Genomic DNA, 18,267 nt, shown 5'->3' on the forward strand with positions numbered 1-18,267 from the left:
GGGGATAATCGGCCCCGGTAGTTCGTCGGTGGCAGCGATGAACCGCCGCGAACGGTAACGATCGGCACATGTCCACTCGATTGAGTGATGACGGCGTGCTCCGTCGATCGGTCCCGCATGGCCCGAAGATACGACTACAGGCAGGGTGAGGCAGCTACATGAAACCGGTGGGTGGGCAGTGGCGCGGCGAGGTCCGGGGGACGATGCCGGCATGACCGGTCAGCGCCCGGCACGAGTTCGCCCCACCCGCATCCGGCGCCCGCGGGTCACCACCCTGCCGCAATTGCTGGCCACCGCCGTCGAGGCGAATCCGGGTGGTGTCGCGGTCACCTACGCCGACGCCACCACCTCCCTCGGCAGCCTCACCTACGCCGAGCTGGACGAACGTTCCACCCGGCTGGCGCATCTGCTCATCGCGCGCGGCATCGGTCCGGAGGATCTGGTCGCCGTCGGCATTCCGCGGTCGCTGGAATCGGTGATCGCGGTGTGGGCGGTCGCCAAGACCGGCGCCGGCTTCGTGCCGGTGGACCCGAACTATCCCGCCGACCGGGTCGAGCACATGGTCACCGACTCCGGTGCGGTGTTCGGCCTGGCCGTGGACGCGGTGCGCGATGACCTGCCCGACCGGGTGCAGTGGCTGCTCATCGATACCCCGGAGACGGCGCGGGCACTGGAGAGCTATCCGGTCGATCCGGTGACCTATACCGACCGGGTGCGGCCGCTGCGCGCCGAACATCCGGCCTACGTCATCTACACCTCCGGTTCCACCGGTCTGCCCAAGGGCGTCGTCGTCACCCAGGCCGGGCTGTCGAGTTTCTGCGATGAACAGCGCGAGCGCTACCGGGTCGGCCCGGAGTCGCGCACCCTGCACTTCGCGTCCCCGTCGTTCGACGCCTCGGTGCTGGAATTGCTGCTGGCGCTGGGCGGCCCGGCCACCATGGTGGTGGTCGCGCCGACGGTGTACGGCGGCGACGAGCTGGCCGCGCTGCTGCGGCGCGAAGGCGTGACGCACGCGTTCATCACCCCGGCCGCGCTGGCCTCGGTGGATCCGGCGGGCCTCGACGAGCTGCGGGTGATCGTCGCCGGTGGTGAGGCCTGTCCGCCGGAGCTGGTGCGCCGCTGGGTGCTGCCCATTTCCGAGGGGCGCACCCGCGAATTCTTCAATGGTTACGGTCCCACCGAGACCACCATCATGACCAATATCAGCGCGCCGCTGGTGCCGGGCGAACCGGTGACCATCGGCGGGCCGATCCGCGCCATCACCGAATACGTCCTCGACGAGCGGCTGGCTCCGGTGACCGACGGCGCCGTCGGCGAGCTCTACATCGCCGGTGCGCAGGTGGCGCGCGGCTACCACGACCGTCCCGCGTTGACGGCGGCGCGTTTCGTCGCCAACCCGTTCAACCCGAGCGGCGCCCGCCTCTACCGCACCGGCGACCTGGTGCGCATCACTGCCGATGGTGCGCTGGAGTACTTGGGCCGCAACGACTTCCAGGTCAAGATCCGTGGTTTCCGGATCGAGCTCGGTGAGATCGACGCGGTGCTGGCCGCGCACGAGACCGTCGACTTCGCGGTGACCGTCGGGCACCGGCTCGAATCCGGCGCCACCATCCTGGCCTCCTATGTGCACGCCGCGCCCGGTGCCGTCATCGATGTCGCGGAACTGGACGCGTTCGCCGAACGCAGCCTGCCCGCGCATATGGTGCCCACCGCGATCACCGTGCTCGACGAGATCCCGCTGACGCCGGTCGGCAAGCTGGACCGGCGCGCACTACCGGAACCGCAGTTGCAGACCAGGGTGTTCCGCGCGCCGAGCGGTCCGCTGGAGCAGGCCGTCGCCGAGGTCTTCGGCGAGCTGCTCGGCACCGGCGAACCCGTCGGCGCCGACGACGACTTCTTCGAACTCGGCGGCAACTCGCTCATCGCCACCCGGGTCGCCGCCCGGCTGGGTGAAGCCGTCGGCGCGCGCGTGCCTGCCCGGCTCATCTTCGAGGCCCCGACGGTGGCCGGGCTGGCGGGCAAGCTCGAACCGTTGAAGGGTGCGGGTGGACGTCGCCCGCTCACTCCCATGCCGCGCCCCGAGCACGTCCCGCTGTCGCTGGCCCAGCAGCGCATGTGGTTCCTCAACCAGTTCGACACCGCCTCGGCGGCCAACAACATCCCGTTCGCGGTGCGCCTGGACGGCCAGCTCGACGTCGCCGCGCTGCAAGCCGCCGTCGCCGACGTCATCGAACGGCACGAAACGCTGCGCACGATGTACCCGGCCATCGACGGCACCGGCTATCAGGTGGTGCTGCCCGCGGCCGAGGTGGTGCCGGATCTGGCGCCGAAGCCGGTGCCGGAGGCCGAACTGCCGGAGTGGCTCGGCCGGCTCGCGCTCACCGGTTTCGATGTGGCGGCCGAGGTGCCGTTGCGGATGGCGCTGGCCGAGGTGGGGCCCGAACAGCACGTCGTCGCGGTGGCGGTGCACCATATCGCTGCCGACGGCGCCTCGGTGGCGCCGTTCATGCGGGATCTGCTCGCGGCGTTCCTGTCCCGCCGCAACGGTGCCCGCCCGTCGTGGGCGCCGCTGGCGGTGCAGTACGCCGATTACACGCTGTGGCAACGCGAGGTGCTGGGTTCCGAGGACGACCCGGAGTCACTGGCGGCCACCCAGATCCGGTTCTGGTGCGACGCGCTGGCCGGCGTGCCCGATCGCATCGAACTGCCCGCTGACCGGCCACGACCCACGGTCGCCTCCGGTCGCGGCGCGGTCTACGACTTCGAGATCGACGCCGCCACCCATGCCAGGCTGGCCGAGATCGCCCAGCACACCGGGGCCTCGGAGTTCATGGTGGTGCACGCGGCCTTCGCGGTGCTGCTGGCGCGGCTGGCCGCCACCGACGACGTCACCATCGGCACGCCGGTCGCCGGCCGCGGCGAACGCGAACTCGACGCGCTCATCGGCATGTTCGTCAACACGCTGGTGCTGCGCACCCACGTCGACATCGGCTCCTCGTTCACCGCACTGCTCGACGAGGTCAAAGACGCCGACCTGGCCGCGTTCGCGCATGCCGAGCTGCCGTTCGAGCGGCTGGTCGAGGTGCTCGACCCGGTGCGTTCGCAGGCCCATCATCCGCTGTTCCAGGTGGCGCTGTTCTTCCAGAACATGAGCGCGCCGCGGCTGGACCTGCCCGGCCTGGCCGCCGAGGGCGTCGAATTCGCCGGTGCGATCGCCAAATTCGATCTCCAGCTGACGATCGTGCCGCGCACCGTCGACGGTGCGGCCGCCGGCCTGTCGGCCCAGTTCACCTACGCCACCGATCTGTTCGACGAGCCGACGGTGGCCGAGTTCGCCCAGCGTTTCGCCCGGGTGCTCACCGGTGTCGCCGCCGACCCGCAGGCTCCGGTCGGCGAGATCGAGCTGCTGGCCGCGGCCGACCGCGACCGCGTGCTGCGGGAGTGGAACGACACCCGCTTCCCGGTCGCGCCGGAACTGCTGCTGGACGGCTACCGGCGCACGGTCGAGCAGCGGCCCGACGCGGTGGCCGTGGTGTACGAGGGCGAGGAGCTCACCTATCGCGAGTTCGACGACCGGGTCAACCAGCTGGCCCGGCTGCTGATCGCGCAGGGTGTCGGTGCGGAATCGCTGGTCGGTCTCGCGGTGCGGCGTTCGCTGGACCTGGTGGTCGGCATGTACGCCATCGTCACCGCGGGCGGTGCGTATGTGCCGCTGGATCCGGATCATCCGGCCGAGCGGATCGCGCACATCCTCGACACCGCGCAACCGGTGTGCGTGGTCACCACCAGCACCGACGCCCGGTCGCTGCCGGCGGGCACCCCAGCACTGCACATCGACACCGCCGATCTGTCCGGCTTCGACGCCGCGCCGGTGCGCCCGCAGGAGCTGCTGCGTCCGGTGCGGCCCGACCACCCGGCCTACGTCATCTTCACCTCGGGCTCCACCGGCCGCCCCAAGGGTGTGGCGATCTCGCACGCGGCCATCCACAACCAGATCACCTGGATGCTCGCGGAGTACCCGCTCGGCTTCCACGACGTGTATCTGCAGAAGACCGCCACCACCTTCGACGTATCGCTGTGGGGCTATTTCATGCCACTGCGCGCGGGCGCACGGTTGGTCGTGGCCACCCCGGACGGGCATCGCGATCCGGCCTACGTCGCGGAAACCATTGCCGCACAGCAGGTGACGGTCACCGACTTCGTGCCGTCGATGCTGACGGTGTTCGCCGCGCACACTCGTCCCGGCTCGGTGCCGACGCTGCGTGAGGTGTTCGTCATCGGTGAGGCGCTGCCGCCGGAGACGGTGGCGGCGCTGCGCGCGGTGTGCACGGCGAATGTGCACAACCTGTACGGCCCCACCGAAGCCGCGGTCTCGGTGACTTTCTGGCCCGCCGCCGGATCCATCGAACGCACGGTGCCGATCGGCCTGCCGCAGTGGAATACCCGCGTGTACGTGCTGGATTCGCGATTGCGCCCGGTGCCGCCAGGTGTCGCCGGTGAGTTGTACCTGGCCGGGGATCAGCTGGCGCGCGGCTACGTGCGCCGCCCGGACCTGACCGCCGACCGCTTCGTGGCCAACCCGTTCGGCAACGGCCAGCGCATGTACCGCACCGGCGATCTGTGCGTGTGGCGCGAAGCCACCAGCACCACCCCGCATCGCCTGGATTACCTCGGCCGCACCGACTTCCAGGTGAAGTTCCGTGGCCAGCGGATCGAACTGGGGGAGATCGAGACCGCACTGCTGGCACAGCCGTCGGTGAGCCAGGCCGTGGCCCTGGTGGTCGGTACCGCGCTGGGCGATCAGCTGGTGGCCTACGCCGTCCCGGCGCCCGGCCACGGCATCGACCAGAACGCGCTGCTCGCGGCCGTCGGCGAGACCCTGCCCGCCTACATGGTGCCGGCGACCATCGTCGCGCTGGACGAGTTCCCGCTGAACCCGAGCGGCAAGCTGGACCGCAAAGCCCTGCCCGAGCCGGTGTTCGAGACGCGCGCCTTCCGCGCGCCGTCCACGCCGGTGGAGGAGATCGTCGCCGGTGTGTTCGGTGAAGTGCTCGGGCTCAGCCGCGTCGGCGCGGATGACGACTTCTTCGCCCTCGGCGGCAACTCTCTGGTCGCCACCCAGGTTGTCGCGCGGCTCGGCGTCGCCATGGGTGCCCGCGTCCCGGTCCGCGCGCTGTTCGAGACCTCGACGGTGTCGGCGCTGGCCGCCGCGCTCGATTCGCAGACCCATACCGACGACAACCGCGTCGCGCTCGGCAGCATCCCGCGCCCGCCGCAGCTGCCGTTGTCGCTGGCGCAGCGACGCATGTGGTTCCTCAACCGCTTCGACCAGGGCGAAGGCGCGGCCGCCGCGGCCGGATCGGCGGCCTACAACCTGCCGTTCGCGCTGCGGCTGACCGGCGCGCTGGACACCGCCGCGCTCGGCGCCGCCCTCGACGACGTGGTCGCCAGGCACGAGGTGCTGCGCACGGTGTACCCGGAGACGCCGCAGGGCCCGGTCCAGGTCGTGCTGCCGGCCGGGCAGGTCGGTCTCGACGTGGCGGTGCGCAAGCTGGCCCAGGTCGACGTCGCCGGCGCGGTGTACGCGCTGGCCTCGCAGCCGTTCGACGTGACCGAGGAAGTGCCGGTCCGGGTGCGGTTGATGGAAATCACCGATACCCCGGCCGGCTCGGCACCCGAGTACGTGCTCGCCGTCGTGGTGCACCACATCGCGGGCGATGCCTCGTCGATGGGCCCGCTGGTGCGCGACGTGATGGTCGCCTACGCCGCGCGAGTGGCGGGCGAGGCACCGTCGTGGGCGCCGCTGAAGGTGCAGTACGCCGATTACGCGCTGTGGCAGCGCGCGGTGCTCGGCGACGAAGCCGATCCGGAATCCGTTGCCGCGCGCCAGATCACGTTCTGGCGTGAGCAGCTGGCCGGACTGCCGGATGTGCTGGAGCTGCCCGCCGACCGGCCACGTCCGGCGGTGGCGTCGATGGCCGGTGGACGGGTCGAGGTGTCGATCGACGCGCACACCCATGCCGGCCTGATGAGCCTGGCGCGCAGCCACAACGCCACCCTGTTCATGGTGGTGCACACCGCGTTCGCGGTGCTGTTGTCGCGGCTGTCGGGGCAGGACGACATCGCCGTCGGCACCCCGGTCGCCGGGCGCGGTGAGCGCGAACTCGACGACGTGATCGGCATGTTCGTCAATACCGTGGTCTTCCGGACCCGGGTCGACGGCGGCGCCTCGTTCGAGGATCTGCTCGCCCGCCAGCGCGAGGTCGACCTGCAGGCCTTCGCCCACGCCGATGTGCCGTTCGAGCGGCTGGTCGAGGTGCTGAACCCGCCGCGCTCGACCGCCAGGCATCCGCTGTTCCAGGTCGGGTTGTCGTTCCAGAACGTCGCAAGGGCAGAACTGGAACTGCCCGGCTTGAGCGTCAGCGCGGTGGACGCCGATCTGGATGTGTCGCAGTTCGATCTGCATCTGATCGTCTCGGACGTCTATGACGAGTCCGGCGCACCCGCGGGCCTCGGCGGCTTCTTCACCTACGCCACCGACCTGTTCGATGCCGCCACCGTTCGCGCCTTCGGCGATCGGCTCGTGCGGCTGCTGAACGCCGTGGTCGCGGATGCGAGCGCGGTGGTCGGCGATATCGACCTGCTCGACTCCGCCGAACGCGCCGATGTGCTCACCATCTGGAACGACACCCGCCGGGAACTGCCCGAGGCGGATCGGACCACTCTGGTCACGCTGGTGGACCGCACGGTCGCCGCCGCGCCCGAGGCCGTGGCGCTCGTCGCCGATCAGGACGGCACGCCGACCCGGCTCAGCTATGCCGAGCTCGACGCCCGCGTCAACCGGCTGGCCCGGCACCTGCTCGCCCTCGGCGTCGGCCCGGAATCCCGGGTCGCGCTGGCCTTGCGCCGCTCGCCCGAGCTGGTCATCGCCATGTACGCGGTCGCGCGGGCCGGTGGCGCCTACGTTCCGCTGGATCCGGACCAGCCCATCGACCGCACCGGCTACATCCTCGATACCGCGCGACCGGTCTGCGTGCTGACCGACGCGGCCACCGGTTTCCATACCGATCAGGCGCTGCTGGTCCGCCTCGACGATGTCGACCCGCTGACCTCCGCCGCGCCCATCACCGACGCCGAGCGGGTGGCGCCGATCCGACCCGGCCACACCGCCTATGTCATCTTCACCTCCGGCTCGACCGGCCGGCCCAAGGGCGTGGCGGTTCCGCACAGCGCGATCGTCAACCAGTTGCGCTGGAAGACCGCGGAATTCGCGCTCGGTGCCGACGACGCCGTGCTGTTGAAGACGGCGGCAACCTTCGATCTGTCGGTGTGGGAGTTCTGGTCGGCGGCGGTGAGTGGCGGCAGGCTCGTCATCGCCGCCCCCGACGGCCACCGCGACCCCGCCTACCTGCACGACCTCATGGTGCGCGAGCAGGTCACCACGCTGCATGTGGTGCCGTCCATGCTGGACGCGCTGCTGGTCGCCGCCGACACCGCGCCGCCTTCGCTGCGCCGGGTGCTGGCCATCGGTGAGGCGCTGCCCGGCACGCTGGCCCAGCGCTTCCTGGCCGCGAATCCCGCTGTGGCGCTGTACAACCTGTACGGCCCGACCGAGGCCGCGGTCTCGATCACCAGCCACCGGGTCACCAGCGCCGACCATACGACGGTGCCGATCGGCGGCCCGGAATGGAACAGCCGCGCCTACGTCCTCGATGCCCGGCTGCGACCGGTGCCGGTGGGCGTCCCCGGTGAGCTGTACCTGGCCGGTGCGCAGCTGGCCCGCGGCTATTTCGGCCGCCCGGATCTGACCGCCGACCGCTTCGTCGCCGACCCGTTCGGTGCCGGCGAGCGCATGTACCGCACCGGCGACCTGGTCGTGTGGAACCGCGACGGCGAGCTGGAATACCGCGGCCGCACCGACTTCCAGGTGAAGATCCGCGGCTTCCGCATCGAACTCGGTGAGATCGAGGCGGCGCTGCTTGCGCTGCCGGAGGTGGCGCAGACCGCGGTGCTGGCCAAGTCGGACCCGCACACCGGTGACCGGCTCGTCGCCTACGTGGTTCCGGCCGGGCAGCACGGCGCCGGCTTCGATCTGCCGCAGGTGCTCGCCGCGCTCGGCTCGGCCCTGCCGTCGTACATGGTGCCCTCGGCGTTCGTGGTGCTGGACGCGCTGCCGTTGAACGTCAACGGCAAGCTGGACCGCAACGCCCTGCCGGAACCGGAGTTCGAGGCGCGCGAATACCGTGTCCCCGCAACGCCGGTCGAGGAGATCGTGGCCGCGGTCTTCGGTGAGGTCCTCGGCGTCGATCAGGTCGGCGCCGACGACGATTTCTTCGCCCTCGGCGGCAACTCGCTGCTGGCCACCCAGGTCGCCGCCCGCATCGGCGCGGCCATGGACACCCGGGTGCCGGTGCGGGCGCTGTTCGAGGCCTCGACCGTCGCGGCCCTCGCGGTGAAGGTCGAGCACACCGCGACCGGGTCCGCGCGCGTCCCGCTGGTGGCCAGGCCCCGGCCGGAGCGGATTCCGCTGTCGTTCGCCCAGCAGCGGATGTGGTTCCTCAACCAGTTCGACACCGCCGCCGCGGTCTACAACATCCCGGCCGCCATCCGGCTCTCCGGCGAGCTGGATGTGCGGGCGCTCGAGCAGGCCGTCGGCGATATCGTCGCCCGCCACGAGATCCTGCGCACCATCTACCCGAACACCCCTGAGGGCCCGGTCCAGCAGGTGCTGGCCCCGCGCGAGGTGCCCGTCGACCTCACCCCCGCTCAGATCGGCGAGGAGCGGGTTGGCCACGAGGTGGCCGCGGTGGTCGGCACCGGCTTCGACGTCACCGCCGAAGTCCCGTTCCGCACCAAGCTCTTCCAGCTCGCCGGCAGTGAATACGTGCTGGTTTTCGTGGCCCACCACATCAGCGCCGACGGCTGGTCGATGGGCCCGCTGACCCGCGACCTCATGCTGGCCTACGCCGCCCGCAGCAACGGCAACGAGCCCGCCTGGACGCCGCTGCCGGTGCAGTACGCCGACTACGCGCTGTGGCAGCGCGAAGTGCTCGGCGAGGAAACCGATCCGGACTCGGTGGCGGGCGCCCAGCTCGACTACTGGACCAAGGAACTGGCCGACCTGCCCGACGAGCTGAACCTGCCGTCGGACCGGCCGCGTCCGCCGGCGCAGAGCTTCGCCGGCGGCAAGACCGAGTTCGTGGTCGACGCCGGCGTGCACGCCGCGCTCACCGACCTTGCCCGCACCCACAACGCCACCCTGTTCATGGTGGTGCACACCGCGCTGACGGTCTTCCTGTCGCGCATGTCCGGGACCGACGACATCGCGGTCGGCACCCCGATCGCGGGCCGTGGCGAAGCCGAACTCGACGACCTCATCGGCATGTTCGTCAACACCCTGGTGCTGCGCACCCGGGTCGCACCGGAGCTGAGCTTCGACCAGCTGCTCGCCGCCAACCGCGATACCGATCTGCGCGCCTTCGCCAACGCCGACATCCCGTTCGAGCGGCTGGTGGAAGCGCTGGACCCGGAACGCTCGGCCGGACGTCATCCGCTGTTCCAGGTGGCGCTGTCGTTCGAGAACCTGGCCGCCACCGGCTTCGAGCTGCCCGGCCTGAGCTTCGCCGCCCTCGATCCGGCCGCCGACGCCGCCAAGTTCGATCTGCTGCTCACCGTGCGCGAGCAGCGCGACGAGCACGGCGCCGAAGCCGGTATCGCCGCCGAATTCACCTATGCGCGTGACCTGTTCGACGAGTCGACGGTGGTGGATTTCGGCCGTCGCTTCCGGCGCATCCTGGCCGCTGTGGCCCGCGACAGCAGCCGCGCCGTCGGCGATCTGGACATCCTCGACGACTCCGAACGCCTCGACCTGATCAGCCGCATGGGCGCACCGGCCGAGCCCGTGCGCACCCTGCCCGAGCTGATGGCCGACGCGGTGGCCGCCAATCCCACCGGCGTGGCCGTCGTGGTGGGTGAGCGTTCCTTCCGCTACGCCGAACTCGATGCCGCCTCCGCCCAGCTGGCGCGCGCGCTGATCGAGCGCGGCGCCGGACCGGATGTGCTGGTGGCGGTGGCCCTGCGCCGCTCGGTGGAATCGGTGCTGGCGCTGTGGGCGGTGGCCAAGACCGGCGCGGCGCTGGTCCCGATCGACCCGACCTATCCGGCCGACCGGATCGCGCATATGGTGCGCGATTCCGGTGCCTCGCTCGGCATCACGATGAACGCCGAACTCGACGACCTGCCCCCGATGACCGGCGGCGGCTGGATCCGGATGGACGATCGCGGCTTCACCATGGACGTGGCCGCACGCTCGGATCGCCCGATCACCGCCGCCGACCGGCGTGGGCCGATCCGCGCGGGCAACGCCGCCTACGTCATCTACACCTCCGGCTCCACCGGCCTGCCCAAGGGCGTCGTCGTCACCCACGCGGGCCTGGCGAATTTCAGCGCGGAGCAGGTGCAGCGCTACCACCTCGACACCTCCACCCGCGCACTGGCTTTCGCCTCGCCGTCGTTCGACGCCTCGATGCTCGAGTTGCTGCTCGCGCTCGGGTCGGCCGGCACGCTGGTGGTGGCGCCGCCGCTGATGTTCGGCGGTGACGAGCTGGCCGAACTGATCAGGACCGAAGGCGTGACACACGCCTTCATCACCCCGTCGGTACTGGCGTCGCTGGATTCGTCGGCGCTGTCGGGGATGCGCGCCATCGTGGCCGGCGGTGAGGCCGTGCCGGCCGAGCTGGTCGCCAAGTGGGGCGGGATGAACGGGCGGGCCTTCCACAACGGTTACGGGCCCACCGAGACCACCATCATGACCAACATCAGCGACCCGCTGCGTCCCGGCGATCCGGTGACCATCGGCGCGCCGATCCGCGGTATGCGGGCGCTGGTACTCGACACCAGGTTGCGGCCGGTGCCCGAGGGCGTCGCCGGTGAGCTGTACCTGGGCGGGATCCAGCTGGCCCGCGGCTATCACGCGCGAGCCGGCCTCACCGCCGCCCGCTTCGTCGCCGACCCCTACGGCGCACCGGGTGAGCGGCTCTACCGCACCGGCGACGTGGTGCGCTGGCTTGGCCGCGAAGTGGAGTATGTGGGCCGCAACGACTTCCAGGTGAAGGTTCGCGGTTTCCGCATCGAACTCGGCGAGATCGACAGCGCGCTGGCCGCCCAACCGGGCATCGGTTTCGCGGTCACCATCGGCCGCGAAACCGCCGCGGGCGCGACCATTCTGGTGTCCTATGTGCTGCCCGAGCGCGGTGTTACCCCCGACGTCGGCGAGCTGACCGCCCAACTGGGCCGGGTGCTGCCCGACTACATGGTGCCCACCGCCATCGTGGTGCTCGACGAGATCCCGCTGACCCCGGTCGGCAAACTGGACCGCCGCGCGCTGCCGGAACCGGTGCTGGAGACCCGCGCCTACCGGGCCCCGCGCAGCACCGCCGAACAGGTGATCGCGGAGGTCATCGGCGAGGTTCTCGGCGTCGACCAGGTCGGCCTGGACGACGATTTCTTCGCCCTCGGCGGCGACAGCATCGTCTCCATCCAGGTGGTGTCGCGGGCCAGGGCCAAGGGCGTCGACTTCACCCCGCGCGAGGTCTTCCAGGCCAGGACCGTCGAGGCGCTGGCCGCCGCGGCCACCGTCGGTGGAGCGCCCGGCGACGAGGCAGGCGAGCTGCCCGCCACACCCACCGCGATGCGGCTGCTCGAGCACGGCGGTTCCGGGGTGGAGCCGCGCGCCATCGTGCTCGAGGTGCCCGCCAGCTGCCCGGCCGAGGCGGTGGAGACCGCCGTCGGTGCGGTGCTCGATCAGCATCCGATGCTGTGGGCGCGGCTCGACACCCGCGGTGCCGTCCCGGTGCTGCGCATCCCCGTGGCCGCCGACCGGGGCGAGCGCCAGTTCAGCTGGCTCGATCCCGAACTCGGCGAGACCACCCTGCCCATCGATGACGTCGTCGGCGCGGCCGTCGACGCCCTCGACCCGGAGCAGGGCCGCAACATCCACTTCGTGGCCACCGGGACCCCGGAGGCCTTCCGGCTGGTGGTGGTGGCCAACGCGATGGTCGTCGACGATGTGTCCTGGCGGACCATCATCGACCAGCTCACCACCGCATGGAACCGTGGCAGGCACGCCGCCCCCGCCGCGCCGGAATCCGGTCTCGGCGCGCTGATCCGCTCGCTCGCCGAGCGGGCGCATTCGCCCGCCATCGCCGCCGAAGCGCAGTGGTGGCAGCAGACGCTGGCCGCCGCCACCCGCGACGACCTGCCCACCGGCGCCGCCGACCTGCGCTCCCGGCGCCGGGTCTCGCTCACCATCACCGCCGAGGGCACCGAGGCCGTGGCCGCGGTGGCCGAGGCCTACCACGCCTCCGTCGACGAGGTGCTGCTCACCGCCGTCGCGCTGGCCCTGCACACCGCGCAGCGCGAATCCGTCACCCGCGCGGTGGGTTCGGTGATCCGCCTGGACGCCGACGGCCGCGCCGTCGCCGAGATCGACGCGAGCAATATCGTCGGCGGCTTCCGCACCGCGTACCCGCTGCCGCTGCGCCTCGACGGCATCGACGTCCCCGACGCGCTGGTCGGCGGCCGGGCCGCGGGCGCCGCGCTCACCCAGATCAAGGAACTGCACCGGGCGGTGCCAGGACGCGGCGTCGGCTACGGCCTGCTGTGCTACCTGAATCCGGAAGCCGCCGCGGGTCTGCGCGATTTCGGTCGCGGGCGCTTCGCGCTGCGCTACCGGGATCTGCGCCCGGCCCGGGTGCACACCGACGCACCGGCCGACGATCTGCTGCTCGCGCTCACCGTCGACGCCACCGACGACGGCCTGCTGGCCCGATTCGATTACGCGGCAGCGGTGTTCGCCGCCGATGAGGTGAAGACCTTCGCCGAGCACTGGATCCGGGCCCTCGGTGGACTCGCCGAGCACGGGCTGCGGCCCGACGCCGGCGGGTTCAGCCCGTCGGATTTCCCGCTGATCTCGTTGCGCCAGGACGATATCGACCGTTTCGCCCGCGACTATCCGCAGCTGACCGATGCCTGGCCGGTGACGCCGTTGCAGTCGGGCATGCTGTTCCACGCGCTGCTGGCCGACACCTCCGTCGACGTCTACACCACCCAATTCGTGCTCGAGCTCGGCGGCACCGTCGATCCGGCCCGGATGCAGGCCGCCGCGCAGGCGGTGCTGGACCGGCACGCCAACCTGCGGGTGGCCTTCGCCGACGACGCCGAGGGCGCGCCGGTGCAGATCGTGCAGGACGGCATCGAGGTTCCGTGGCGGATGATCGACCTCTCGCATCTGGACCCGGCTGCCGCCGCTGCCGAGGCCGAACGCATCAAATCCGCTGATCTGGCCGACCATTTCGACATGCGGACAGCGCCGCTGCTGCGCTTCACCCTGATCCGCACCAGCGCCGCCGGAATCGGTGCCGAAAGCGCCTACCAGCTGTTGGTCACCAGCCATCACATCCTCATCGACGGCTGGTCCATGCCGTTGCTGATGAAGGATCTGCTCACCCTCTACGCGCTCGGCGGCAACTCGCGGCATCTGCCGCAGGTCCCGCCCTACCGCGACTACCTGGCCTGGCTGATCGCGCAGGACCCGGAGGCCGCGCGGCAGGCCTGGCGCACCGCGTTGGCCGGCATCACCGAGCCGACGCCGCTGGCGCCGGTGGATCCGGGCCGGGAGATCTCGGCCGGCGTCGGTGAGGTGGGATTCGAACTGTCCCAGGCCGATACGACCGCGCTGACCCGGCTGGCCGCCCACCTCGGCGTCACGGTGAACACCGTGGTCCAGGCCGCGTGGGGCTTGCTGATCGGTCGCAGCGTCGACCGTGACGACGTCGTGTTCGGCGCCACCGTGTCCGGTCGCCCACCGCAGCTCGACGGCGTGGAAGCCATGGTCGGGCTGTTCCTCAACGCCATCCCGGTGCGGGTGCGGCTGGGCGCGACCGACACCCTCGGCGGGCTGCTGCGGCAGTTGCAGGCCGAACAGGCCGATCTGCTCGGCTACCACTACCTCGGGCTCAGCGATATCCAGGACGCCGTGGGTGTGGAGGGCCTGTTCGACTCGCTGGTCGTTTTCGAGTCCTTCCCGGTCGACCGCGAGGGGCTGGCCGAAGCCAGTGCCATCGACGGAATGAACATCACCGGTGTCGGCGCGGTCAACGGCACCCACTATCCGGTGACGGTCATGGTGGTGCTCGACCACCAGCTGCGAGTGTCGGTGAAGTACCTGCGCGATCTGTTCGACACCGCCGCCGCCGACGCCCTGGCACGCAGGCTGGAAGCGGCGATCGGCCGGTTCGTCACCGAGCCGCAGGCCAAGGTCGCCGATATCGACGTGCTGCTGCCCGCGGAGGCCGCCGAACTGGCCGCGCGCAATGCCACCGCGGTGCCCGAACTGCTCGACGACGCGACCCTGCTGACGTTGTTCGACGCCCAGGTGGCCCGCACTCCGGACGCGCCGGCCGTCCGCTACCGCGACGCGGTGCTCAGCTACCGCGAACTCGACGCGCGCTCGCGGGCGCTGGCCGCCGAGCTGAACACCTTCGGCGTCGGCCCCGGCACGCTGGTCGGTGTCGCCATGCGTCGCGGTCTGGATCTGGTCGTCTCGATCTACGCGGTACTGCGCGCAGGGGCGGGCTATGTCCCGATCGACCCGGACCATCCGGCCGAGCGCAGCGAATACGTGCTCTCCGGTGCCGCGCCGATCTGCGTCCTCACCACCAGCGCCGACGGTTTCGGCACCGGCACCGGTGTGCCGGTGGTCGCGGTGGACACGCTGTATCTCGCACCGGCCGACGGCTTCGCAGGCCCCCGCGTGCACCCCGACGACATCGCCTACGTCATCTACACCTCCGGCTCCACCGGCCGCCCCAAGGGTGTGATGATCACGCACCGGCAGATGGCCAACCAGTTCCGCTGGGCCCAGCGCACCTACCCGCACGACACGAGCGATGTGGTGCTGCACAAGACGCCGATCACCTTCGACATCTCCACCTGGGAGCTGTTCTGGCCGCTGCACACCGGCGCCTCGATCGTGATCGCCGAACCCGACGGGCACCGCGATCCGGCCTACCTCGCACGCACCATCGCCGACAATGCCGTCACCACCGTGCATTTCGTGCCCTCGATGCTGGACGCGTTCCTCGATCCGGTGGCCAGCGGTGCCGCCGTGGCCGAATACCCGTCGCTGCGCCGGGTGTTCGCCGCCGGTGAGGCATTGTCCGGGGAGACCGCCGCGACGTTCACCGCCGCGCTGCCCGGCACCGCGCTGATCAACTGGTACGGGCCCGCCGAAGCCACGGTGGTGACCGCGCATCCGGTCACCGACACCGGTGTCACGGCGATCCCGATCGGCACCCCGGTGGCCAATACCGAGGTGCTGGTGCTGGATCGGCAGCTGCGGCCGGTGCCGCCCGGTGCGGCCGGTGAGCTGTATGTCGCCGGGGTGCAGCTGGCCCGCGGCTACCACGACCGGCCCGCGCTGACCGCCGAACGCTTCGTCGCGGGCGCGGGCGGCACCCGTCTCTACCGCACCGGCGACGTGGTCCGCTGGACCGGCACCGGCGCGGACGCGGCCCTGGAATACCTGGGCCGCAGCGACTTCCAGGTGAAACTGCGCGGCCAGCGCGTCGAGCTCGGCGAGATCGAGACGATCCTGCTCGGCCACGAAACGGTCCGGCACGCGGCCGTCTCGCTGGTGCGCGCCGCCACCGGCGACCGTCTGGTGGCCTATGTGGTCGCCGCGCCGGGCCACACCATCGACGACCGCGAACTGCTCGCCCACGCGCGGGCCGCACTGCCGTCGTACATGGTGCCCTCGGCCGTGGTGGTGCTCGAGCAGATGCCGTTGAACGCCAGCGGCAAACTCGACCGGATGGCGCTGCCGGTGCCGCAACTGTCGGGCCGTCCTTTCCGGGCACCGACCACCCCGCTGGAGCGCACCATCACCGAGGTGTTCGCCGAAGTCCTCGGCGTCGAGCGGGTCGGCATGGACGATGATTTCTTCGACCTCGGCGGCAACTCGCTCATCGCCACCCGTGCGGTGAGCAGGCTGCGTACTCGCACCGGCGCCGAGATCCGGGTGCAGTGGTTCTTCACCGACTCCACCCCGGCCGACCTGGCAACGAGGATCCTGGCCGTGCTGTCCGGCGAACACGACTACGACCTGGACTCCAACGCCGCGCTCGGCGTGGTGCTGCCCATCCGCACCCGGGTGCCGCACGACACCGCGCCCGACGACCCGGTGTTCTGCATCCACCCGATGTACGGACTGTCCTGGTGCTACGCCGGATTCGCCCGCTACCTGCCCGCCCGGTACCCGATCTACGGCCTGCAGTCGCCGGCGCTGTCGGAGGACGGCTACCTGCCGCGATCGCTGACCGAGATGGCCCGCCGCTACGCCGCCGAGATCCGCGCGGTCCAGCCGCAGGGCCCGTACCGGCTGCTCGGCTGGTCGTTGGGCGGGGTGATCGCGCACGCGATCGCCACCGAGCTCCAGGCCGCGGGCCACGAGGTGACGCTGCTGGCGATGCTGGACAGCCATCCCGCCATCGACGTCACCGATTTCCGTGCCGCCATCCGCGACGCGCTGGCCGAACTCGGCATCGGCGACGCCCAACTGCCCGACGGCGATATCCACGACCTCACCGACGAGGCACTGGCCGCCCTGCACGCCACCATCCCGCCGGATATGGCGGTGCTCACACCCGAGCGGGTGCGCCGCATCTACCGCAGCGCGGTCCGCTCGGCCGAACTCATCGCCGAGCACCGGCCCGGAGTGTTCCGCGGCAGGCTGGACTACTTCAGCGCCGCGGGCCACGACACGGCGGCCGGGAACTGGGACGCCTACGTCGACGGCACCGTCGCCGACCACCCGGTGGCGGCAGATCACGATCAGATGACCTCGCCCGAGGCGCTGGCCGAGATCGGTCCCTTGCTCGCCGACCGGCTCGATCCCGCCCGTACGGCGGGTCGGACATGATCAGATATGGGCGGCTCCGGCATGATGGTGGCAACGGTGAGGTAACGATGTCCACTGTTGTCACGACTACATAGACCGTATGGTCGGGCGTGACGCGGCGGTGTCTGTCCCGGCCCGGCCCGGGATGCCCGCCGACCGAAGTCGTCATGGGAATGCCCGATAAATCTCGATAAGAAGCGAAGGTGCGAAATTGACACGTCGACCCACCCGGCGCCGCGGTACTCGTGCCGCGGCGATGATCGCGGCAACGGCAGTTCTCGCGGGCGTCATGTCCGGACTCGGCGCATCCCCGGCGGCAGCGGCTGACCCGATCATCGACAACCGGAGTCTGCTGGCCGACCCCACCGCGCCCGACGGTTCCCGCATCGTCAAGGCCGAGTACAAGGACGACCGCAACATCCGGTTGCACGTGCACTCCACCGCGATGGACGAGAACGTCATCATCGACGTGCAGCGCCCGGCCGACGCCTCGGTCCCGCGCCCCACCCTGTACCTGCTCAACGGTGCCGGCGGCGGCGAGGACGACGCCTCGTGGCAGGTGAAGACCGACGCCCTCGAGTTCCTGTCGGACAAGAACGTCAACGTGGTGCAGCCGGTCGGCGGCAAGTGGAGCTACTACACCGACTGGATCGCCGACGATCCGGTGCTCGGCCGCAACAAGTGGAAGACCTTCTTCACCGAAGAGCTGCCCCCACTGATCGACGGCGCGCTCGGCACCAACGGCACCAACGCCATCGCGGGCCTGTCCACCTCGGGCACCACCGTGCTCGCGCTGCCCATCGCCAAGCCCGGCCTGTACAAGGCCGCCGCCGCCTACAGCGGTTGCGCCCAGACCAGCGACCCGGTGGGCTCGGAGTTCGTGAAGCTGACCGTCGAGACCTGGGGCGGCGGCGACACCATGAACATGTGGGGTCCGCAGGGCTCGGAGGAATGGGTCAAGAACGATCCGTACGTCAACGCCGAGGGCCTGCGCGGCCTCGATCTCTACATCTCCACCGGCAACGGCCTGCCCGGCCAGTACGACACCCTCAACGGCCCCTACGCGCTGCCCGGCGCCTACGGCCTGGCCAACCAGATCGTCATCGGTGGCGTCATCGAGGCGGGCACCAACTTCTGCACCCACAACCTGAAGAACAAGCTCGACTCGCTCGGAATCCCGGCCACCTACAACTTCCGGGATTCCGGCACCCACTCGTGGGGTTACTGGCGTGACGAGTTCCAGCGTTCCTGGCCGGTCCTGGCCAAGGGCCTCGGGATCTGATCCTTCGTCGACCTACGACAGCCGCTCC

At 70.8% G+C, this 18,267-nt stretch carries 2 protein-coding genes; both read left to right on the forward strand.

Annotated elements, in window-relative coordinates; translation table 11 throughout:
• Positions 1–286 precede the first annotated feature (286 nt).
• On the forward strand, positions 287–16,978 hold the full coding sequence (locus RJ05_RS03765; RefSeq protein ID WP_444547119.1) for a non-ribosomal peptide synthase/polyketide synthase: 16,692 nt from the start codon (positions 287–289) through the stop codon (positions 16,976–16,978).
• 235 nt (positions 16,979–17,213) lie between these two features.
• Positions 17,214–18,239: an alpha/beta hydrolase gene (locus RJ05_RS03770; RefSeq protein WP_036533164.1), complete on the forward strand. Its 1,026-nt coding sequence runs from the start codon at positions 17,214–17,216 to the stop codon at positions 18,237–18,239.
• Positions 18,240–18,267 lie beyond the last annotated feature (28 nt).

Source organism: Nocardia cyriacigeorgica NBRC 100375, from assembly GCF_000308555.1.
Taxonomy (GTDB): Bacteria; Actinomycetota; Actinomycetes; order Mycobacteriales; family Mycobacteriaceae; genus Nocardia; species Nocardia cyriacigeorgica.

Bases quoted from the DNA above. Each gene is read 5' to 3' on its own strand.
- RJ05_RS03770 (WP_036533164.1), top strand. From the start codon at position 17,214: ATGATCGCGGCAACGGCAGTTCTCGCGGGCGTCATGTCCGGACTCGGC.